The 22,559-nt window shown below is 39.6% G+C and carries 17 protein-coding genes and 1 pseudogene; 6 read left to right on the forward strand and 12 right to left on the reverse strand.

The annotated features are described in order from the left end of the window. Nucleotides 1–250 precede the first annotated feature (250 nt). On the reverse strand, nucleotides 251–1,165 hold the full coding sequence (locus LQ203_RS23335; protein ID WP_230161792.1) for a nucleoside hydrolase: 915 nt from the start codon (nucleotides 1,163–1,165) through the stop codon (nucleotides 251–253). A 390-nt stretch (nucleotides 1,166–1,555) separates the two neighbouring features. Between LQ203_RS23335 and LQ203_RS23340 the strand changes: the two genes are divergently transcribed. Further along, nucleotides 1,556–1,738: a hypothetical protein gene (locus LQ203_RS23340; protein ID WP_230161794.1), complete on the forward strand. Its 183-nt coding sequence runs from the start codon at nucleotides 1,556–1,558 to the stop codon at nucleotides 1,736–1,738. A gap of 59 nt (nucleotides 1,739–1,797) precedes the next feature. Here LQ203_RS23340 and LQ203_RS23345 read toward each other — a convergent pair whose 3' ends face one another. The 6 genes from LQ203_RS23345 to LQ203_RS23370 all read right to left on the reverse strand — a co-directional run bounded on the left by LQ203_RS23345 (nucleotide 1,798) and on the right by LQ203_RS23370 (nucleotide 10,113). Further along, the gene (locus LQ203_RS23345; RefSeq protein ID WP_230161795.1) at nucleotides 1,798–3,525 is read right to left on the reverse strand and encodes a glycine betaine ABC transporter substrate-binding protein; all 1,728 of its coding nucleotides are present in this window, start codon (nucleotides 3,523–3,525) and stop codon (nucleotides 1,798–1,800) included. A gap of 4 nt (nucleotides 3,526–3,529) precedes the next feature. Continuing rightward, nucleotides 3,530–4,735 (reverse strand): glycine betaine/L-proline ABC transporter ATP-binding protein, encoded by a 1,206-nt coding sequence (locus LQ203_RS23350; RefSeq protein ID WP_230161797.1) that lies wholly within the window; start codon nucleotides 4,733–4,735, stop codon nucleotides 3,530–3,532. 999 nt (nucleotides 4,736–5,734) lie between these two features. After that, nucleotides 5,735–7,129, reverse strand: a complete 1,395-nt coding sequence (locus LQ203_RS23355) for an amino acid permease (protein WP_230161856.1) — start codon at nucleotides 7,127–7,129, stop codon at nucleotides 5,735–5,737. A 345-nt stretch (nucleotides 7,130–7,474) separates the two neighbouring features. Further along, nucleotides 7,475–8,992: a histidine ammonia-lyase gene (gene hutH / locus LQ203_RS23360; protein ID WP_230161799.1), complete on the reverse strand. Its 1,518-nt coding sequence runs from the start codon at nucleotides 8,990–8,992 to the stop codon at nucleotides 7,475–7,477. A 114-nt stretch (nucleotides 8,993–9,106) separates the two neighbouring features. Further along, a complete protein-coding gene (gene hutP / locus LQ203_RS23365; RefSeq protein ID WP_230161801.1) occupies nucleotides 9,107–9,556 on the reverse strand; it encodes a hut operon transcriptional regulator HutP in 450 nt (149 codons plus the stop codon). Between the two features lie 209 nt (nucleotides 9,557–9,765). After that, a complete protein-coding gene (locus LQ203_RS23370) occupies nucleotides 9,766–10,113 on the reverse strand; it encodes an iron chelate uptake ABC transporter family permease subunit (RefSeq protein WP_356715243.1) in 348 nt (115 codons plus the stop codon). Between LQ203_RS23370 and LQ203_RS23375 the strand changes: the two are divergent. Further along, a pseudogene (locus LQ203_RS23375) lies at nucleotides 10,103–10,660 on the forward strand (ATP-binding cassette domain-containing protein); the annotation flags it as partial. The gene LQ203_RS23370 and the pseudogene LQ203_RS23375 overlap by 11 nt on opposite strands. Before the next feature lie 106 nt (nucleotides 10,661–10,766). Here LQ203_RS23375 and pbp4b read toward each other — a convergent pair. Next, on the reverse strand, nucleotides 10,767–12,137 hold the full coding sequence (gene pbp4b, locus LQ203_RS23380) for a penicillin binding protein PBP4B (protein WP_230161805.1): 1,371 nt from the start codon (nucleotides 12,135–12,137) through the stop codon (nucleotides 10,767–10,769). A gap of 296 nt (nucleotides 12,138–12,433) precedes the next feature. Next, nucleotides 12,434–12,703 (reverse strand): hypothetical protein, encoded by a 270-nt coding sequence (locus tag LQ203_RS23385; protein WP_230161806.1) that lies wholly within the window; start codon nucleotides 12,701–12,703, stop codon nucleotides 12,434–12,436. 320 nt (nucleotides 12,704–13,023) lie between these two features. On the opposite strand from LQ203_RS23385, the gene LQ203_RS23390 reads away from it, so the two are divergent. From LQ203_RS23390 to LQ203_RS23405, 4 genes are all read left to right on the forward strand, one after another. Next, nucleotides 13,024–13,554, forward strand: a complete 531-nt coding sequence (locus LQ203_RS23390; protein WP_230161808.1) for an ECF transporter S component — start codon at nucleotides 13,024–13,026, stop codon at nucleotides 13,552–13,554. Nucleotides 13,555–13,821: 267 nt separating this feature from the next. Beyond that, complete coding sequence (locus tag LQ203_RS23395) at nucleotides 13,822–14,778, forward strand: patatin-like phospholipase family protein (protein WP_230161809.1); 957 nt, start codon at nucleotides 13,822–13,824, stop codon at nucleotides 14,776–14,778. 1,156 nt (nucleotides 14,779–15,934) lie between these two features. Then, nucleotides 15,935–17,179: an MFS transporter gene (locus LQ203_RS23400; protein WP_230161811.1), complete on the forward strand. Its 1,245-nt coding sequence runs from the start codon at nucleotides 15,935–15,937 to the stop codon at nucleotides 17,177–17,179. A 55-nt stretch (nucleotides 17,180–17,234) separates the two neighbouring features. Next, complete coding sequence (locus LQ203_RS23405) at nucleotides 17,235–18,656, forward strand: M20 family metallopeptidase (protein WP_290370636.1); 1,422 nt, start codon at nucleotides 17,235–17,237, stop codon at nucleotides 18,654–18,656. Nucleotides 18,657–18,807: 151 nt separating this feature from the next. Here the strand turns inward: LQ203_RS23405 and LQ203_RS23410 are convergent, their stop codons facing one another. From LQ203_RS23410 to LQ203_RS23425, 3 genes are all read right to left on the reverse strand, one after another. Continuing rightward, nucleotides 18,808–20,100 carry an ArsR family transcriptional regulator gene (locus LQ203_RS23410; protein WP_230161814.1) on the reverse strand — a complete coding sequence of 431 codons (1,293 nt, stop codon included), beginning with the start codon at nucleotides 20,098–20,100 and terminating at the stop codon, nucleotides 18,808–18,810. Between the two features lie 549 nt (nucleotides 20,101–20,649). Next, nucleotides 20,650–21,579 (reverse strand): VanW family protein, encoded by a 930-nt coding sequence (locus tag LQ203_RS23420; protein ID WP_230161817.1) that lies wholly within the window; start codon nucleotides 21,577–21,579, stop codon nucleotides 20,650–20,652. Between the two features lie 60 nt (nucleotides 21,580–21,639). Continuing rightward, on the reverse strand, nucleotides 21,640–22,494 hold the full coding sequence (locus tag LQ203_RS23425; RefSeq protein WP_230161819.1) for a hypothetical protein: 855 nt from the start codon (nucleotides 22,492–22,494) through the stop codon (nucleotides 21,640–21,642). Between the last annotated feature and the right edge of the window lie 65 nt (nucleotides 22,495–22,559).

Here is a 22,559-nt window from a genome sequence, read left to right on the forward strand (position 1 = left end):
AAACGTTTGATTAATAGTTGAAAAAAGGGACGTCCTTTTTACAAAACAAATAAAATATATTTTGGCCTGACTCGGCTGTTTATCGTCCTACCTCGAATGTAATTCGTCCCCTGCCTTACTGACTTCAGCCTAGCAAGAATCGAACTAAAAGGAACAGGCTGCCACTCCCCAAAAGTGTTTGGAAAAGTGATAGCCTTTACTAATCCATGAATTTTAGCTATGTTGATTATTCAAAGGACACCTTACGTCTTCAAATTACCCGCTCTAAAAAGTGTTTCACAAACCGCTCACTTTCCACTTTCGTACAGACGCGAGTTCTGGATTCGCTATCCTGTTGACCGATGGTCCTGCCTGTCTCTTCGCCTTCGGTCACCACCTTGACGTTCATCCATTCCGTACTTACAAAACTAGAATCAACTGCAACCCCCACTGCAAGTGGATCATGAAGGGCGCAGCCGCCCAAGCCTGGATGGGAGGATTCATAAGCTTTCATATAAAAGTCGGTCATTTTGGCTAAAAAATGGGCGCTCTCCTTACCTGTAGCCCGCCATTCATCAAGCTTCGATTTCAATAGACATGTTTGCAGCGTCACATCTAGTCCCACTAGGGTGATTGGCAGCCCGGATGAAAATACATAATCTGCTGCTTCAGGATCGGATACGATGTTCGCTTCAGCATAAGGCGTTACATTTCCTTGTACGTTTACAGCCCCTCCCATTATAACCACCTCTTTAACAAGGGACATGATTAGTGGGGCTTTTTTAATCGCCAAGGCGATGTTAGTCAGTGGCCCAACTGCAATGATCGTAATTTCATGCGGTCGGCTTTTCACTTGATCGATAATGAAATCCGATGCATTTCCTTGTGATGCTTTGATGGTTGGTTCAAACTGAAGGGTATTTCCTAACCCGTCCTCCCCATGAACATGCTTGGGATATTTCTTCTTTTCTCCGCGGACCAATGTTTGGTCGGCTCCTTCAAAAACCGGAATGTGCCTATTTAACTTCTCCAAAACAGCAAGAGTATTACGAGTCGATTCAACAACGGGTACGTTACCAAAGCAAGTCGTAAAACCCAGTACATCCAATTCTGGAGAATTTAATGCATAGGCCATTGCCAAGGCATCATCAATCCCTGTATCAACATCGAATATGATTGGTTTCAATAATTTCACACCTTCCAGAATAGCTTTTTGAGCCATTCATTCAATATTAATGGCCCTTCTCAATAGCCGCTCAATTTCTTATGTATCAAAGAACCCTTGTTTTCCATCTGAATTTTACCATTCAATTATAAGCAGTTCCACAGAAAGTTAGGAATACTCATAATTTCCAAACAAATGAAACATCCCAATGGCTCTTTTATCTTCTACTATAATAGAAATGGTTGACCACTTATAAATATCAATGATATAAAAAAGTGAAAAGACGAAGTTGTATCTTAGTAACGCCAAATTCCTTTTTAACTTGCTCAATGCCATCACTTACATTAGAGAGTGTTCTCCAAAGTTATGATTACATGCAGTTGACGAATTTATATCCAAGGTGGAAAAAGGATGAAAATGTTTAAGTTAATAAAAGATGATCTTTCTACGTACAAAAAGGGAACAAAATTCTTTTTAATATCACATTCAGAATTCATTGGTATGAAAAGTTATGTATTACTAGCTGAAGATTTGAAAGGAAAGATCGAAGTAACGGAAGAGGAATTGAAGAGTAAGTTCGTTTCCATACATTGATCAGTTCATAAAGCTGAAAAAAGCGAGGGAATTTCATTACTGAAATTCCCTCGCTTTTCTTATTTTAAGTCTTCAATTGAATCAATATCGACGTAATCTGGTACGACCAGTCCATTCTTTGTTCCTTTTAAGTTTGGTCCTAGGTCAACCATTTCATCTTTATACTTATTATAATATTCAAGATGTGTACCAGGAAGCCATGCAGCCACCATTGCGTCCGCACTTCCGTTTGCAACTCCGGCAAACATTGGTCCAACTTCAACTTGGCTTAATGTTACGTCATAACCATTCTGCTCCAAAACCTTGCCAATCACATTTGTACTGGCAATTTCAGTGTCCCATGCAACATAAACCAGTTTGATTTTTTGACCATTTCCTGATTCAGCACCTTTGGTCCATTTGGATACTTTGTCCTGATTTTCCTTTATCCATTTTTCTGCTGCTTCTGAAGGAGACTTGCCTTCAGAAACTTTGACCATTACATCTTCCATATCTTTAGTATCCCAGAAGAATTGATCAAGAATTTTATATGCACCAGGTGCATCTTGCTCGAGGCCTTTTCTGGCAATGGAATTGATATTTTCAGCACCGCCAAAGGATTCATTTGGATCCTCGAGATATTTCAAGTCATATTTCGAGAACATCCAATGCGGTGACCATCCTGTAACGACGATTGGTTCTTTTTTATCAAGCGCTTTTTTCAATTCAGCAACCATTGCCGCCGAAGACCCTTCAACCAACTTCCAATCATCCAGCTTATAATCCTCTATAGCCGTTTTAGTCAACTTCATCAATCCTGCTCCAGGCTCAATTCCGATGATTTCATAATTGGCTTTGGCAGCAAAACTATTTTTATCCCCGTTCACAGCCGTATCTTTTGTAAAAGCACTGAATAACGCAGTACCTACAACGAGTAACGCCAGTATTATAAAAATGATTTTCCTGCTAACGATATGTTCGTAAGCTGGTTTACGCAGATTTTGCGTGATACGATCGAGAATGATTGCAATGATTACGATGGATAAACCTGCTTCAAATCCTTGCCCAACATTTATTTGGCTGACAGCCCTGTAGACATCCGCCCCAAGTCCGGGTGCTCCAACCAATGAAGCTGTAACTACCATGGATAGTGCCAGCATGATGCTTTGATTAACACCTGCCATGATTGTTGGAGTAGCCAATGGTATTTGTACCTTGAATAACTTTTGGCTGCTGGTCGAACCAAAAGCATCCGATGCCTCGATCAAATCATTGGGCACTTCCTGAATCCCAAGATTGGTCATACGGATCGTTGGTGCGATTGCGAAAATGAATGACGCAATGATCCCCGGCACTACCCCTATTCCAAAGAATAATATCGAAGGAATCAAATAAACGAATGCAGGCATCGTTTGCATGAAATCCAAGATTGGGGTTACGATTTTGCGCACCGTTTTATTTTGGGCACACCATATTCCGATCGGTATCCCTATAAGGATGGTTAGGAATCCTGACAATATAACGATAGCCAGTGTTTGAATGCTCGATTCCCAATAACCAAGATTATCGATCAATAGTAAGCTAATGAAAGTAAATATCCCTAATGGCCATCTGCTTGTATAGGTAACCAGAAGGGTCAGGACGATAATTAACACAAGAGAAGGACCTGCACTCATTACATCGACCAGGATATCCAATAGACCTTCGATCACATTCGTAATAAGCGTAAATAATCCAGCAAATACAATTGTTATCCAATCCACTAAAGAATCGACCCAAGCTCCAAGTGGGATTTTTGGCATATTCATTGAATTATTCACTCTCCATTTCATTCAAGGAATCTTTATTTCCTGCCAAAGCACCGATAACGGCGCCGCGAAGAAGAATTCCTTTAATTCTTTTTTGATCATCAATGACTGAGATTGGCAAGCTTGACGTTGCCATCACATCCATTAGGTTTCCAAGTAATTCATCCTCTTTTACAGTTGGGATATCAGTTGTCATCACTTCAGAAATCGATTGGTTATTGCTCATTGCCTGACGTGCCTGTTCAGCAGTGACGGCACCCAATAACTTCTGCTTTCTATCCACAACAAAAATGCTTGAATACCCTTGTTTGCGCATGATTTCCAGTGCAACCCTCGGACCTCTGTCCACTGCGATTTTCTCTGGACGTATCATTACATGTGACGCTGTCAGTACTTTTGAAAGATCAACGTCCTCCACGAATTTCTCGACAAATTCATTGGCTGGATTCATCATGATTTGTTCAGGGGTTCCCAATTGAATCACACTTCCATCTTTCATCAGTGCGATTCTATCGCCTATTCTTAATGCTTCATCTAGATCATGGGTAATGAAAATGATCGTTTTTTTGTACTGATCTTGGATTTCAATCAGTTCATCCTGCATATCTTTACGTATCAATGGATCTAGAGCACTGAAGGCTTCATCCATCAATAGGATATCCGTATCACTTGCGAGTGCCCGGGCTAACCCAACCCTTTGCTGCATACCGCCGCTAAGCTGTGATGGCAGCTGATTTTCGTAGCCTTTCAATCCAACTGCCTCAAGAGCCTTCATCGCTTTTTCATGACGTTTTGTTGGATCTACTTTCTGGATTTCAAGCCCAAATTCAGCGTTTTCCAATATCGTTTTATGCGGAAATAAAGCAAAGTTCTGAAAGACCATGCTTATTTTCTTTTGTCTGACTTCCCTTAACCGGGCCGCGTTCATCTTCACGATATCTTCATCATCAATTAAGATTTCACCCAAAGTCGGATCAATCAAACGATTGAACATGCGGATTAAAGTCGATTTCCCGCTTCCTGAAAGGCCCATGATGACAAAAATTTCACCGGGATAAATCTCGAAATTAACATTATTCACTCCGACCGTTTGTCCCGTTTCTTTCAAGATTTCTTTTTTCGTTTTACCTTGCATCAATAAATCTGTTGCTGCTTTTGGAGATTTGCCAAAAATTTTCGAGACATTTCTGACTTCTACATACGGCTTCATCAAGTCACCTCATTCTAATAGTTGCCCATATGATATTCAGTTTTGCTGAATTCCCCCGTTTTATGCGAGTGATGATTATTAATGCACAAGTACCTTGAACTAACCGAAATTAACAAAGCTATTCTATCCCTATACTTTTTCTTCAAAAAAGCGGAAGTGACACATAACTAGGCACAGGGCATAACGTGCATAGAAAAATAATCTATTTTTATTATTCCCAAGAAGTAATTCTTTACTTGGATTTTATATGTGTGATTAATTGAGCATTTCAAGTAGGAAAAAGAGGTGCAATCACAACTGAGGAAACTAGCAGGCAAAACATATACCAACTGTAATATAAACGATTTCCACTTAGAGTTTTTTGTCCAGATGATGGACTAAAGACTACCCTCTAAATTACTTCATTTCCTTAATCAGGTGGAATGATACTTGCAGTACAGCATGACACCAATACGCATAGAAAAATTGATTATGGGATTCCCATTTCAAGTAGGGAAAAGAGGTGCATAAAACTGAGGAAACTAACAGGCACAGTATATACCAACTGAAATATAATGGTTTTTTTATTTTTAGGTTTTGTTCATTCCCAGCATATGGGCTAAACCGTCATCCCTAAAGTACTTCATTACCTTAACAAAGAATGAATATAAATTCAAATGATGTGGGGCGGAATTCTCGCCTATACATGCAAAAATCACCTTCCAATTGAAAGGTTTCGACATCCAGTGAAAACGTTGATATGACAGCGTTTTAACAACCTATTAACCTAAAGGCCCATCTTCCATCATAAAATTTTTCAGTTTTTTTTTAACCCTAAATAATCCAAAATACGAAAAAAAACGTTTTTGGCCAAATAAAACATGTATTTTCTATACATTTCCCTCCCTGGAGAATCTGGTATTTTGTTCCCGAAACGGCAAAAAAACCTTGAAATGAATATTCTCATTTCAAGGTTCATAATTAATATTGAATTAATAGTATTGGGAAGCGTAAAGTTCGTTATGCATTCCGGTGTTCATCAAAATCAAATTGGCACTCCTCTAACGGAATTACTTTCGTTTTCTTAATGAACTTATAGCCAAGCCACATTGCCAGAAAAAATGGAATGCCAAGATAGGCAGCGATCACACCTGCCCAATTAATGTGATCTCCAATAAAGGCTTGATAGTTTTGCGCCATTAAAACGAAAAAACAAAGGGCAAAGGAAAATATCGGTCCGAAAGGAAACCATTTTGATCGATAGGGAAGATCGTTCAGTGAATACCCTTGAGAAATGTATGCTTTCCTAAATCGGTAATGGGTCGCCGCTATACCGAGCCAGAATATAAATCCAGTGACTCCAACTGCATTCATCAGCCAAAGATAAATGACTCCATCACCGAAAATAGAAGCAAAAAACGCCAACATCCCTACAAGTGAAGTCACAATCAATCCCCAAATAGGAACGCCGCGCTTGTTAAGCTTTCCAAAAATACGCGGTGCCAGCCCTTCGTTTGCCATCGAGTACAACATTCGGCTTGTCACGTAAAGACTCGAATTACCTGCGGATAATACGGCCGTTAAGATGATGGCATTCATCACGGAAGCTGCAAAGGCCAGTCCCACTTTTTCAAATACCATCGTAAACGGGCTAACCATGATCGTGTGCCCCTGCAGACTTCCATTCGTATAAGGAATGATCAAACCAATAACAATGATCGCCAGGATATAGAAAAGGAAAATCCTCCAAAAGATGCTGCGAACTGCACGTGGTACATTCTTTGCTGGGTCTTCACTTTCACCGGCTGCAACACCGACTATTTCTGTTCCTTGAAAAGAAAAACCAGCGGCTATGAAAATACCCAATGTTGCCAAAAATCCACCGGCAAACGGAGCGTCACCCACCGTGAAGTTTTTAAAACCAATCGCCTCTCCGTTCATGATGCCGAATATCATCAATATACCGACAACGATAAAAATGATGATGGTTGCCACTTTAATGAGCGAAAACCAATATTCCCCTTCTCCGTACCCTTTAACGGATACGTAATTCAACAAGAATATCAAAACTAAAAACAAAGAACTCCATAAAAACGACGGACTGTTAGGAAACCAAAACTTCATAACCATCGTTGCGGCAGATAGCTCCGCGGCAAGTGTCATCGCCCAAGTGAACCAATAGTTCCAGCCAAGTGCAAAACCCAGTGCTGGATCGATAAATCGCGTGGCGTATGTACTGAAAGCTCCGCTGACTGGCATAAATGAAGCTAGTTCCCCAAGACTTGTCATAATAAAATAAACCATGATGCCAATTACGGTATAAGCGACCAAAGCCCCGCCAGGTCCTGCAGAGTGAATGGCCGGTCCGCTCCCGAGGAAGAGTCCTGTTCCAATCGCCCCGCCCAAAGATATCATCGTCAGATGGCGCGCTTTTAGTTTTCTTTGTAAAGAATTTGACGGCTCGTTTTGTTCATTTTCAGCAGGCGGTTGCAATTGCCGATTCTCCAAATTAGATTCCCCTCCAAAAATGCATATTTAATCTAGCACGAATAAAGCAAAGTCGATCATTCTCTCAATAGTTTACTTCTTCTATTTCAAGGTCATTTTCTCTTTATGCTGAGACCTTTTTTGGATATAGGAATCTATATAGCATTTACGCAACTATGTTAGGCTTAAAACCCAAGACAAGGGGCATATAAGCCTAACAAATATTAAAAGGAATCGACGGCCTTTAAAAAAACTTATATTCAGCACTTCTTATTATGTCGTAGGTAAGCTTCCATGAATAAATGAATTCCAATCGATTTGATGTAACCAGCTCGCCGCTGCTTCAATGTCTTTTGAAAAAATACGATCTTGCGTAATGCTTGGAATAAGCTTTCTTGCTTCCGTATAAAACTCTTTTGTAAATGGAGCCATCTTTTCAATCCCACGGTATTCCACTGCCTGCAAGGCACAAATGAGCTCAATCGCCAAAACGCGTCGAACATTTTGAATGATTTGATGGGCGTGTCTGGACCCAATCGTCCCCATGCTTACATGATCTTCCTGGTTCGCTGAAGATGGAATGGAATCCACACTTGCTGGATGTGCGAGTGTTTTATTTTCAGAGACGAGTGAAGCTGCACAATATTGCATGATCATCGCTCCGGACTGCAAGCCAGGCGAAGGACTTAAGAATGGCGGTAAATCATTCAGCTGAGGATTGACCAGTCGCTCAATGCGGCGCTCTGAAATATTCGCAAGCTCGGCAACAGCGATTTTCATGAAGTCCATCGCAAATGCAATCGGCTGGCCATGGAAGTTGCCCCCTGAAATAACCTTTTCACCATCATCAAAAATAAGCGGATTATCCGTCGCAGCATTCATTTCGATTTCCAATTTTTCTTTTACATAATCGAGAGTTTGCCATGAGGCCCCATGCACTTGCGGAATGCACCGAAGGGAATACGCATCCTGTACCCGCAGTTCCCCTTGCTTGGTAATGAGCTGGCTGCCGTTGATCATGCGACGAATCCGTTCAGCGACCTCCGTTTGCTGGCGGTAACCGCGTGCTAGATGAACATCCGCATCAAAAGCGTCTTCAATGCCGCGTAACCCTTCTAACGTCAGTGAAGCAATCGCCTCCGTTTGATGGGCCAGCTGTTCGGCTTCAATATAATTGACGAGTCCCATCCCTGTCATGGCCTGCGTACCATTAATTAAGGCAAGACCTTCTTTTGCTTTAAGTGTCACTGGAAGAATGCCTTCTTTCGATAAAGCGATGATGGCCTCCATTCGCTCCCCTTTATAGAACACTTCCCCTTCTCCCATCAATACTAGCGCCAAATGAGAAAGAGGCGCCAAGTCCCCACTAGCCCCGAGAGAACCTTGCTGAGGGATGACCGGATGAATCTGAGCATTCAAAAGGTCGATCAAACGTTCAATGACAACCGGACGAACGCCGGAAAACCCTTTTAATAGCGCATTGGCACGGAGAAGAACCATAGCTCTCGATACCACCTCAGGAAACGGTTCACCTACTCCGCATGCATGGGAATGAATCAAATTCCACTGAAGTTGCTCTGCGTCCTCTGCATCGATCAACACATCGCTGAACTTCCCGAATCCTGTTGTAATACCGTAGACGACTTTCTTTTGTTTCACGATATTCTCAACCGCTTCCCGGCTTTTTTCCACTTTTTTAACACTCTCGGCTGAAGCCGTGACAAATGCTTCCCCATACAATACTTTTTTCGCTTCTTCAATCGTTAAAGACTGGCCCGTTAACATAATCATTTCCTGCACCCCTATTCTTTTTTTAAACAAACAAAAGGAGGCCGTATTGACAGACTTATCCAGTCTTTCAATACAGCCCCCTATTTCACTAAATAACTATAGGCTTTTAATTATTCAAATGTGGTTAATTCCCAAGCCAACCGCTTCATGTTCAAATCCCCGAACCGGTGCCCCAATCGTTCCATAAACGGCAACAGCAATCCATTCACCTTCGTCCCCGTTTTTAAACGGCCTGCCACGAACGATTGCAAACCGAAGGCCTGCCGTCCTCAATAGACCGCCAAGCTCGACTTGGCCGCGTGTCACTCCTTGGAGTGCCTCGAGAATCGCATGATACAGCGCATGCATTTCACGATAAGTATCGGGATTGACTAATCCCAATCTTTTCGCTGATGTCTCAATGGCCGCAACTACTTTCTGCAGCTCCATTGAACCGACTTTACCTTTTCCATAAAGCCAATTCATACGCTTTAATTCGGTTGTTAATATGACTTCTTCCTCTTCGTCCGCAAACGCGTACATGATTGCATGGCGCCCGATTCTTCTGTCGAATTCCTTTGTCATGCGGTACCTCTTTTACAATTTTCTAAATACACTAATAACTAAATATTATTGTAAGCGGATACAAGCTGTTTGGTCAACATATTTTTTAATATTTCTTTTTAAGGCTTGTCTATCACCCCCGATGCCTGTATATCTTTTTTTAAAAAAACGGGACTAATAAAAAAAAAACATTCTCCTTAGAGTACTGAAAAATGGCTTTTTTCCTTATTTTAAATGTTTTTCACGAGTAAGTAGATAAAATACGGCGCTCCTAAAATCGAAATGATAATCCCAACTGGCAATTCCATTGGGGCCATGATGACTCGTCCCAATGTATCGGCAGATAACAGCAATAATGAACCTAAGATTGCAGTGAGTGGTAATAGTTTTGCATGTCTTGCCCCCACTAATCTCCTGGCTATATGCGGTGCGATCAAACCTAAAAACGAAATGCCTCCGCCCACCGAAACGCATACACCAGCCAATGCGACTGAAATCATCAATAAAAGCCTACGTTCTTTTTCTACCTGTACACCTACTCCAATGGCAATCGAGTCGCCTAAGCGCAAGACATCCAATACCTTTGATTTATAAATCGATATCCGGAACTACAAATTGACTTCATTAAGAAAACAGATCGGTATCGTACAACAAGATGTCTTTTTATTTGATGGAACGATTCGGGATAACATCATGTATGGCAATTCCGAGGCAACCGAAGCCCAATTGAACCAAGCCATCGAAGATGCTCAATTAAATGACTTGATCGAACAATTGCCCGAAGGCTTGGATACGTTGATTGGGGAACGTGGAGTGAAATTATCAGGCGGGCAAAAGCAGTGTGTCTCGATTGCCCGTATATTCCTGAAGAATCCACCGATATTAATACTCGATGAAGCCACTTCCGCACTAGATACCGAGACCGAAAAAGCAGTTCAGAAAGCATTGGAACGACTCTCGATAAATCGGACTACACTTGTCATTGCACATAGATAAGCGACAATTAAACATGCCGACCGCATCATCGTTGTACAAAATGGGGAAATCATCGAACAAGGTGCCCATGATAATTTGCTACATCAAGACGGAGCATATAAAAATCTGATCCTTGCCCAAACTGTTTAGATTAAAGCTTGGCTTAAAGAAATCCAGACATTCTGCCATAATCGATTACAAGAAAAAAGGCCTCCCAACATGAACTAATGGGAGGCCTTCAACTTTTTGGAGATATTCATTCATTCGTTTCCAACGCTTCATAAATCGCAGTCACAACACTTCCATAGCTTCCTGTCTTGAAGAGGTCGCCAAAAAACTGATTGGAGTTGGCTACAGGGTTGACGAGCGGAGAGTGCTTTTTATTTGTTAGTAACACAATCCCTAAATCTATTTCAGGATCAATGATCGTGACCGTTCCCGTCCACCCCGTATGACCGTAAGCACTGTCGCTCGCATAAGGACTGAACATCCACTCCATGCTAGCATCACCATTTCGTCTCCAGCCAAGTCCATAGGTTGGATTCATGTCGGAAGGTGCAATGAATGCATCGACCGTTTCTTGATCAAACAACGTATGCTTCCCGTAGCCTCCTCCATTCAGCATCACCTGCAGAAGGACAGCGAGATCTTTAGTATTGGAGAAAAGACCTGCATGACCTGAAACGCCCCCCATCGAATAAAAGGCTTTTTCATCATGAACTTCACCCTGAAGTGTGTATGTTCGAATGTTAGGAAAATCAATCACGCCATCCCGTGTGTTCCCAAGCAATTCAGTCGCCGCGGCATCCTTTGGCTTAAAGCCTTTTTGAAGGGGATTGAACATTGTATTTTTCAATTTGAGCGGCTTGTACAGCTCATTTTCAACATACACATCAAGTTGCTGACCTGTAATTTTCTCAACAATGGCGCCGAGCAGCATATAGTCGACATCACTATATACATTCTGCGTTCCAGGTACATATGTCAGCGGTGTTTTGGAGATGAACTCAATGGTTTTATCCCGTTCCTGTGAGTAAAGTTCTTTTGAAACATTTGGATTATGATATTGCGGATCTGGTTTAAACCCGGCTGTATGATGAAGGACGTCAATAACCCTCAAGGTATCCTTACCTTTGATCACATCCGCTTTCGTATCTTTGAATTCAGGAATATATTGCTGAACTTTTGCCTGGATATCCAGCTTGCCTTCACTGACTAATTTCTGAAGTGCAAAATTAGTCGCATACATCTTCGTGTTTGAAGCAAGGTCAAACAATGTATCGTTTTCCATTTTCTGAAACCTCTTAAGAGGAGTATGTTCATTAAACTTCCGCTTGTACCCGTAGCTTTCATTTTTAACGATTTTTCCGTCCTTTATGACTATCAGGGCAGCACCGGGGAAACCGGCAGCCACTTCCTTTTCAATCAGCCCATCCACCCTTTCAAGCTTTTCCGATGAAAAACCCACCTCCTCCGGTTTTTTTGCTTTTGTTAACACGGGATATAGGCTGGCTGTTTCCTTCACAGCCACTTCCTGTATGGTATTTGCTTTGACATAGGATGCCGAAGGTGCGAGTAATGAAAGTGCCAAAATTGAACCTAGTGTGCAGCTTGTCCATATTTTCATCATGTTCCCCCTTTGAATGCCTATTTTAGAAAACCATGAAAAACGCATTTCCAACCCGTTACTACTTTGACGAAGTTATCATTACTACTCTAAATAGTTATCAATGAAAACAGATTTAGTTGTTTCTATGTATGTGCTGAAACTCTCTTGCCGTTCACTTCCTATTACTTGTAAGTTAAAGCCTGAAGACATAAAAGGGAATGATCACCATCTAAGTCTATCTCTTCATTCAATCCAGATGAAACGATTAATGTGTATGCAAATTCTTGATTATCAAAAAAAACTTTCCGCATACATTAACTTTCATATTGTTGCCATTGGGTTACCGTACTTTTGCTAATGTGAATTTTATTGCCTTCCTTTGATGCACAAGAAAAACAGTTTCTATAATGATAAATTGTAAATTCACCAGGATCTTTGTCTATTAAATCAAACTTAACTGAATATATATTGTTCCTTTTATCCAAAATTAATTGGTAGTTTTCAATTTTGGCATTCCTCTTTGATATGCTTAATTTTCCCCTAAAAGAATCCCAACTTTCTTGACTGTTTACCGTTTTTCTCAAGTCCAGTCTCTTCCTAAAACCAACTAAATATTTCTATTTATTGTCAATTTTCAGTATATAATATCTCAAGCATCATTTCAATTTGATATTTATAACTTTCGAATGATGTTTTTAATAATGACCTTTCCTGACAAAACGATAGTACGCTTTGGGGGCCTTCAACTTAATAGATATTCTTGATGAGCATTCATTTTCTATATTCTATATCCCTTTAACCACTCCCATATGGACTAGAATTCTGTAAATAAATACTATTACATATTTATTTACTACCTATATAGGAGTAGAATATACTTAAAAAAAAAGAAAGAGGCTATCATATGAATTCAGCATACTCACCGACAGAAACATCTAAAACAAAAGCCTTGGTCATCAATGCACTTTTCATCGCATTGACCCTTGTAGCCACGATGTTCATCAACATAAAGCTCCCTATAATGGGTAACGGAGGCCTGATCCATCTGGGTAACGTTCCTCTTTTTATAGCTGCCTTCGTATACGGCAAAAAAACAGGCGCCATTGCAGGTGCCTTCGGAATGGCCCTTTTCGATCTTTTCTCCGGTTGGGCAGCTTGGGCACCGTTTACATTCATCATTGTAGGCACAATGGGCTTTTTAGCCGGCCTCATAGCCGAAAAGGTACCTGGTAAAAGAGTATTAGTATACTCACTGGCAGTTGTCGTTGCACTGATTATAAAAATCGTCGGCTACTATTTTGTCGAAGTTATCCTTTACGGTAACTGGATACAGCCATTCGGCTCCATCCCTGGAAACGTTATGCAAGTCGTATTGGCCGGTATCATTGTAGTACCACTTGTAGGACGCTTAAAGACAAGAGCTCTACAAGTATAGGATGAAGCATGATTTGGTACTATTTCAAAACATCCTTCGAGTTGATGGATTGTAAAAAAGTCCTGCTCCATTTGATCACGGGCTAAAGACAAAAGAAAAGCACCTAATAAAGTAGACACTTTGAAAAAAGAACTACTTTATTGGGTGCTTTTTTTGATTTGTTTAATGGGGGATTGAAAAAGAGGTATTCCTTACCCATACTACAGACACGAAATAAAACATATACTGAATGATACTTGTGATCAGATAAGAAAGGAGAAATCTGCTTTGACAAAATATCGGATCTTATCCTTTGATGGCGGCGGCACCTTAGGCGCTTTAAGTTTACAACTTTTGAATAGACTGGCTCGGCAAAACCCCAAATTAATTAGTCGAACCAATGTTTTTTCGGGAAATTCAATCGGTTCATTCACTGCCCTTGCGTTAGCAAGTGGAAGATCGCCGAAGGAGACACTCCGGTTTTTTAAGGATAAAATACTGCCGGCATTCAGCGTTTCCCGACCAGGTGGACCTGTTTTTAATCAACAATTACCATACTCTGGTTTCATTAAAGCGGTACAAACATTTTTTCCGCCAGATCTTCTCCTCAAAGACTTAAAAAGAAGAATTGTTGTCCCTGCATTTCATTTATTCTCACCGGAGCTGAATCGTTGGACTCCTGTGTTATTCCACAACTTTCCTGGCTCTCCCTATTTAAATGAGAAAGCGAGTGATGTAATACTACGGAGCAGTGGTGCTCCTGCGACGCAACGAGCTTATCAAAACTACGTGGACGGGTATACAGTAGCAACTAACCCCAGTACTGCCAGTATCGCGTTTGCAGTGGGGAAAGCCAAACAGCCATTGGATCAAATTGCGGTATTATCCATCGGAACAGGTGAAGAGGCGACTCGACTAAGAAGAGATACGACGGGTTGGGGAATGGTGAGTGCAGATAACATACGCCCCGAAAATATGAAGAACCTTCCCCCAAATTGGGGAGTTCTTTTAGACCGATCGCCCAATGAACCCTTACTGCCATTTCTCCAGATTGTCGCAAGTGGATCCGGTTTCTATGAATCCATGGTCAGTTCTCAGCTTCTAGGAAATCGTTTTTTTCGGCTAAATCCACGCATCCCTAATTTCTCCAAAACGGACCCTTCTGTGGTCCCCGCCCTCATTTCAATTGCTAACAAAACAAATTTGCAACCTGCCGTTCAATTTATAGAGAAAAACTGGAATTAATAAAATTATCCTATAAAAAAACAGCCAGAACCTGGCTGTTTTTATTTATTCCGTTCTTCTTCAACTATATTGCCCCTTTAGTTTATTAAGAAAAACCGAAATCAGATAGCTGGGGCAGAGGTAAAAGAGATACAAGAAAGATTAGACATACCCGAGGACAAAAAAAAAGCCCTTCTTGTTGTGGGTGGGCTCTAGTTAAACTGTTTCATCTTCCTTCATTTCGATAACAAATTTAGATGTAATCATTTAATAAATGTATCTTACCGAAAGCCATTGACTTATGCCACCACTCGTTAGGTATAAATTGGAATAAGTATAGGTACAGTGTCGATGTTGAGAAGTATTTCTAACAAATATAATTTAGAGCAATCGCTTAACTTTAAACGCATTGCTTGATGCTAGTGGGTTCTTGATTGTTCACATACATCGGTATGTGAACGACCATGTTTGTATGGGAGCTTAAACAAATTATCCATAACAGCAGTAACACAATCTTCACAATAATAATTGACGAAATCTCTCCCTTGTTCAAAAAGCGGTGTCATGGTATCTATGTCAGCCCATTTAAAACAGTACATACACATTTGCCTCATGATATATCACTCCTTTTTTTATGCTGGGAAATAATCAAAAGAAGAATATGTGCTACTTGTCGACATTATTCATGACACGAAACTCTTTCGTAAAGAACCCTACAACCTAAAAAATTATGGTAGAAAGGGCTAGGGAATAAACTGATATCCATATATATACCACTTATCCTGAGTATTAAACCTCCCCCAAAAACATTATTCGAATTAATAAACTAGATTAATGATAGTAGTCCACAACTCATTTTACCTGCTCAAATATATTCAGATATTAGCTGTTTTCTCCTGTTCTCCATACTCTAATCCTTCTATCCATAGGTTAACTAATTGGACACCCTTGATTAATTCATATTTATCATCGGGTCATTTACGTTTTTGCTACATTATCTTTGAACCTCTAAAACAGGTCAAAGAAATATTAAATAAATTAGTAATTTGTTTATTGCGAAACGTTAGGAATGAATATATAATTACGGACAAGACCTTTATTATCCGTAAATAAAACGGAGGTAGAATTTGGCTTATTACCAACTCAATTATCTCAATATTAAGAAAAGGGGGCCATCATGGAGAATGTACAGATGAGCAATGGTAAACGTAATTTCATTTTTTCGTTGCTATTTCTTGGATGGATTGTTGATTCATTAACGTTGTTTGGTATGAATGTAGCCATCATACCTATTAGTAAAGAATTGCACTTATCGCAAACGCAGAGTGGTATGGTAATTAGTAGCTTCTGGTTAAGTAGTGCGTGTATGACTCTTATTGCAGGGTGGTTTGCAGACAAGTTTGGTTCGAGAAAAGTTATTGTAATAGCAGTATTCATCATATCTCTATTTTCATTGTTAACGGGTATGGTTGGGTCATTTGTAGCGATTTTAGCCATTCGATTGATTCTTGGATTAGGTGATGGGGGATTGCCCACCGGGAGCAGTGTTGCTATTACGGAAATTTACAAAAGAAAAGTTCGGGCAAGAGTCAAGTCAATGTTACTTGCTGCTCAGTTAATTGGTGGGGTGCTCGCTTTATATATTTCTGGTTTAATCGCAGATACTTGGGGCTGGCGAGCCATGTTTTACCTTATTGGTGGCGTCGGTCTTGTCGTAACACTATTATTATTTAAATATTACCATCCACCGAAGGTTGTTAAAACAACACAAGATGGTAAAATCCAGCCAAAAATCCCGATGAAAGACTTATATAAAAGTAAGCTACTATGGGTCCTTGTCATTATGTACTTTTGTTCAAGTATTGTGCATTGGGGCTTCTCATCATGGCTACCGTCTTATTTGGAGCAAACCCGTGGTTTAAATTTAAAGACAGTTGGCTCTCTTGCTATGATTCCACAAGCATTTGGATTGTTATCTGCTATTTTAACAGGATATTTAATTGATAAATCGTTGGCAGGTAAAGAAAAGTTCATCGTATTAATTGGTGCAGTTATATCAGGCATTTTTTTATTCTTAATGTTTAAGGCACCTTCTATTCAATTAGCCATTATCTATCAAAGTATTTTCTCTTTCGGAGATTCAGCGATTGCTATGGCGATTATATCTATTCCGCTTAAATACGTATCGCAAAATGTAATTGGATCCTTTATGGGAACGATGTATTTTACTGGAGGATTGGCAGGATTTATTGCTCCAACAGCGATGGGCATACTTATAGATGCATTTGAAGGATCGTTCCAAGCGGCGTTCATCTTCCTGATAGGCGCATTAGTTCTAGTATTAATTTGTGCGATATTGTTTAAATTACCGAAACATAATACCAGCATTTATGAAAGCGCTTCACTAGAAGTAAAAGCATAAGTCCTATTAATTGTAAAAAAATCTCATATTATAATGCTATCTAGGGGTGAAAGAAATGGATTATCGCAATCGATTATCAGAGATAATAGAAGAAAAGCGTGAAAAGCTTATTCAAGTGAGTGATAAAATCTGGAGTTATGCGGAAACAGGCTTCGAAGAGTTTAAATCAGCAGAATTATTATGTCAAACGTTAGAAGAAGAAGGATTCTCTGTTGAAAAAGGTGTGGGAAATATCGAAACTGCTTTTATTGGCAGTTTCGGAAGCGGAAAACCAATTATAGGCTTTTTAGGAGAATTTGATGCCCTTTCAGGGTTAAGTCAGGCTGGTGGTGTTCCACATTTCAATCCTGATAAAATTGGCGGTAATGGACATGGGTGTGGCCATAACTTACTAGGAACAGGTGCACTAGCTTCAGCCTTAGCACTCCGTTATTATATGGAAGAAAACAACATTAAAGGTACAGTTCGTTACTACGGTTGCCCTGGAGAGGAAATTGGTGGCGGTAAGACGTTCATGGTAAGAGAAGGATTGTTCGATGATGTAGACTTTGCATTATGTTGGCATCCTGGAACACGCAATAACGTTATGTCGATGGCATCCCTCGCTTGTTACGAAGTTTACTTCAAGTTCAAAGGGAAGAGTGCCCATGCAGCAGGCAGTCCGCATTTAGGAAGAAGTGCCCTTGATGCAGTTGAACTCATGAACGTTGGCGTGAACTATTTACGTGAACATATTATTCCCGAAGCAAGAGTACACTATGCGATTACGAATACTGGTGGTTTTTCACCAAATGTCGTCCAAGCAGATGCAGAAGTCTTATATTTTGTAAGAGCTCCTCGCGTCTCACAAACAGAAGAAGTTTACCAACGTGTTTGTGCTATTGCCAAAGGTGCAGCTCTAATGACTGGAACAGAAGTGGAAATAGATTTTGCATCAGCTCTCTCTAACGTAATACCGAATACAACATTAGAAAAAATTATGTATGATAACTTCGTTGCATTAGGTGTGCCTAAACATGATGAAGATGATCTCCAATTTGCAAGAACTATTCGTGAATCGCTTTCAGAAGCTGACAAAAAGTTAGAAGTGCAAATGAATAAAGAATTAGCTGGAAAGGCCTTATCGGATGTCATTGACTCATTTATATCTGCAAATGGATCAATGACAGGTTCTACAGATGTTGGGGATGTAAGCTGGATCGTTCCAACAGTACAATGTATGACAGTTTGTGAAGCACTAGGGACACCATTCCATACATGGCAATTCGTTGCAACTGGAACAACTTCTATCGCTCATAAAGGCATGCTTCACGCCGGAAAAGTGATGGCGGCAACAGCAGTAGAAGTACTCAATCGCCCTGAGATAATTGAAAAGGCAAAAGCAGAGTTAGTTGAGCTTCGTGATGGTGAAGAATACGTTTCACCATTACCAGCCGAAGTTAAGAAATATAAAGTACGTATTTTACAAAACACATAATGCAGGAGAATGGAGAGCACAAGTAGTAATGTGCTCTTCTTTCGGGTGATATAAACCCTCCTTGCCACGCAGACTATCATCTGGACAAAAAATACAAACTGGAGATTGCTATGTTTATTTTTTTCTCGCTTTTTGTAATCTGTTAACTGAGTTAAAAATGTGAAATCTTATATATCTTTCGTGGTCGTCCTCGTGTGTGCGGCTTCTCCTCGGCAACAACCTGCGCATACCCTTTCTCCTCAAGTACTGTTAAAATTCTACGGGCACTCCTTGGAGTAATCTGCATATAGTTTGCAAGCTCATTTGCATTAAGTTCATCACTTGATAATTTCTTTAGAGAAGATTTCAGTTTATTTAATGTTATAACACTAAGTGATGTTTGTTGACTTATCGATTCTAATTGTTCTGATATATAGGAATACGTAAGTTGCTCCGGCTTTCCTAACGGACCTGCTATCTTTTTATCATCAAAACAAACCATCCATGAGCCTTTTCCACATTCTTTCGCGTGTAATAAGGCGTTTCCTGCATTAATTTCAGCATCATATACAGTCTGTCCTATCCCAATTCCACAAGTAACTGCTTCTTTACTGGCCTGATCAAAATCATCGATATCTGGTATCTGACTGAAATTCCCCGTTATATCCTGTAAGAGTCCTCTGGTGGTAAAAATAACATAGCGTCCAAATCCTGAAGGTTTAATCGAACCATGTACTTTTTTTGTATAGGAGAGCAACTTTTCCATATACTTAATCTCGATTCTAAAAATCTCATCAGTAGAAAATGTATCCTTAATCAGTCCAACAAAAGAATCAATTTCAATGATCTGTACCGCAATCTGGGTAGCCTTAAAATGTAACATTTCATAAGTGCGAAGTATATTGGTAACCACTGCCTCAACGGCCATTGATGATGGAAGAGTTCGATAAGCAGGAACTCCAAGGCGTAGAAGTTCATGGTGGATAGGGTGGCCAGTGATTGCAGCTTTGGTTTGACCACTTTTCCAAAGGTCAAAATGATATTGCACTAATCCTTCTAAAGAAATCATTTCCGATTCTACAAATCTTGGCTTACGTTTTATCCCTGCCTCCTGTAAGGCTTGTTCCCACGTAGAGACATCGCTTGAATCAAAACTGATTTCATCAACCTCGATTTTTTGTTCATATAATACTTGCAAAACCGTTTTGTACAGAGTAGAACCTGTATATTTCACGTAAAATACAGGGGCTTCAATCCGTTTCCAGTCCTGTACTATTTTATAAGTGATCGGACCTGAACAAAGCCACATATCGACTTCTTCTAAAATAGGAGATACCTTCTTATTTAAGTCCTCTTCTGATAGACACTCAATGGGTATACAAATGATTTCCGGATATTTAATGATAACGGACTGGATAATTTCAAAGGAGTCTGCTACACCTAACAGCCCTAGACGAATTTTCAAGAATGCCCCTCCTCTTTTAACCCCTAAGTTGCTTTATAAACTCAATTTCCATTCTAATCTAATTATATCAAAAGTATATAGCAGAAAAACCTCTTTTAAGGCTTCACCTTATCTATCCGTACTAACCCTATTCATCCGTGCAGGTAAATTAAAATAAGTAAAGCTAATTAAGCCTCACCCATCCATATAAAAAAACAACTAAACCAAGGTTTAAATAGGCTTGGTTTAGTTGTTTTACTTAATGATGAATCAACTATATATAAATAAAAAAATTAGAATTGGACAGGTTCTTGGAATCCCAAAACACAACATTGAAATCCCCCCCAGTTTTGTATATTAAAAAGATATCTCGTTCATTGAAACCTTTTCCCATATGGCTTGAGTTGTTGTCCTTCATTTTGATCTTTGCTACTAACTCTTATGTATCCGAATTTATGAACATCATTTCTTTTCCTTCTACCTTTTAAAACGTTCGTAAAATACTTTGAAATATTACCGAACGATAAAATTAATTGGATTTTATCAAAACATCTTTTAGAATATTGGTGTCTAGCTCCCACGGACAGAACGTGCTTGTACCAAAATTTCTTTTGAAATCTGATTTGAAGCGTTAGGAACTTTTCGGTTCTCATAATTAATCATATCTGAAGAATAAACCATGATACTCACAACTCCTCCTTGTGTTCTAGCTCGGATAAGGATAGGTTGATTGTACTTGTTTTTAAAGCTAAAATCAGGACCATTCCAGCTTACTGTAGCATCTCGGCCAGATGGAACATAAGGAACGCTCCTAGTATGGGAATAGCGTTGAATAGTTTGCAACCCTGCATTGTCGATAGCGTTAAACAGGGTGGATGACACCTGACAGATCCCTCCACCAATCCCTTCAGAAAATTCTCCTTCAACAATAACCCGAGCGAGCATATATCCTTTGTCTCCTGTTCTCCTGCCAACGGCCTGGTTAAAAGAAAACGTCTCTCCTGGAAAAACGACATAATTATTAATCGCTTTTGTAGCAAGCGATATATTATTTGAACGATTTTTATTGCCCTCATTAAAATAGGTTCTATATTCACCTATTTTTTTCACACGAATCTGAGCAAGCAATTCGATGTCAACTTTTGGATAAATAGCAAGCAAAGGTACTTCTACTTTGTTTGCTTTATTACTATACAAAAAGGAATAAAAATGCTCATCAAACGCCTGATGGTAAAGCTTATAACCTACCCGCCCATGTAGAATATTACCATGTTTATCGATAGTTGCATTTACAGGTTTTTGGTACACTTGTCGGTCAAGTTTTTCGATAAACTGATTGTATTTATCCAAGTCCATCATAGGAACATTTAGTAAGGGTATAGTAACATCAGCACGGTTGACACTGGCAATGGTTTGTCCATGTTGAGTTACAGATAAGCTTTCAGAGATATTCACTTGTTGAACGAATAGTAAAATTCCGACAATCCATGTTAATCTCAATTGAATGCCCCCCACCCTAAGTTGGATTTATCATTTCATGTATACCTTTCTTCATAAATCCTATTTTAAGGCTTCATAGAGCGCATCTTGATCAATGAACCAACCATCAGTCAAACTTTCCCTTCGGATCATAAAATGCATAACCTTTATTTCTTTGCCTTCTCTCTTCTTATAAATTGCTACTTGAACGGGTACATCCACTAGAAATACCCCATTTAGCTGTTCAGGCGGTTGTCTTAAAGGGTCAACTACTCCAAAATATGAAATATCTTTAACAAGTTTATTAACACGATTCGGATGACTCGGATTTGATAAGGTCATCGCTAATAATTTCTGGTTTTCTTGATTAATGGCAATGGTAAAGATACGTATAAGTTCATAGGGACTTACCGTTTGTATATAATCATCAAGCTTACCAGCCGCTTTCAATACCATTAATTTATGAGAAAGATCTTCGTTTTTCAAACGATGCGTAATGCTTCCAGAGAAATGAACACAGAAATGACCTGAAAAACCATTTTGAAGAGCACCAGCCCCATGTGGCATTCCGTGCATAGATGCAGCAATCATTTGATTATTGAGTAATACAATAATGGCTCTTCTATTCCAACTCCATTTATTATTATAAATTTTCTTCATGATCTGAGTATCTTCTTTGGTTAGTGGCTGTACATCCGCATGATGACTACCTGCTCTTCGTTGTACCTTAAATGATAAACCAGTTTCAATATCAATAATGGTGAAATTTGTTTTATTAGGAATAATGTTGTTTGCAATCTCCCAAGGTAACATCTCAATTTTAAAGCTTATGGGTGCTTCTTCATCTTCCCATTCAATTGCATAGACCGAGTGATCGACCATTAAGACAATAATAAAAATAGCGATAAATACTTGATAACATTTATTTTTTTTCATTTGATCTCTCCTGCATTTTTTCTTATTATTTCAGGACATAATCAGATGAATACCTTTGAATATTT

The organism is Peribacillus sp. Bi96, from assembly GCF_918698115.1.
Lineage (GTDB): Bacteria > Bacillota > Bacilli > Bacillales > DSM-1321 > Peribacillus.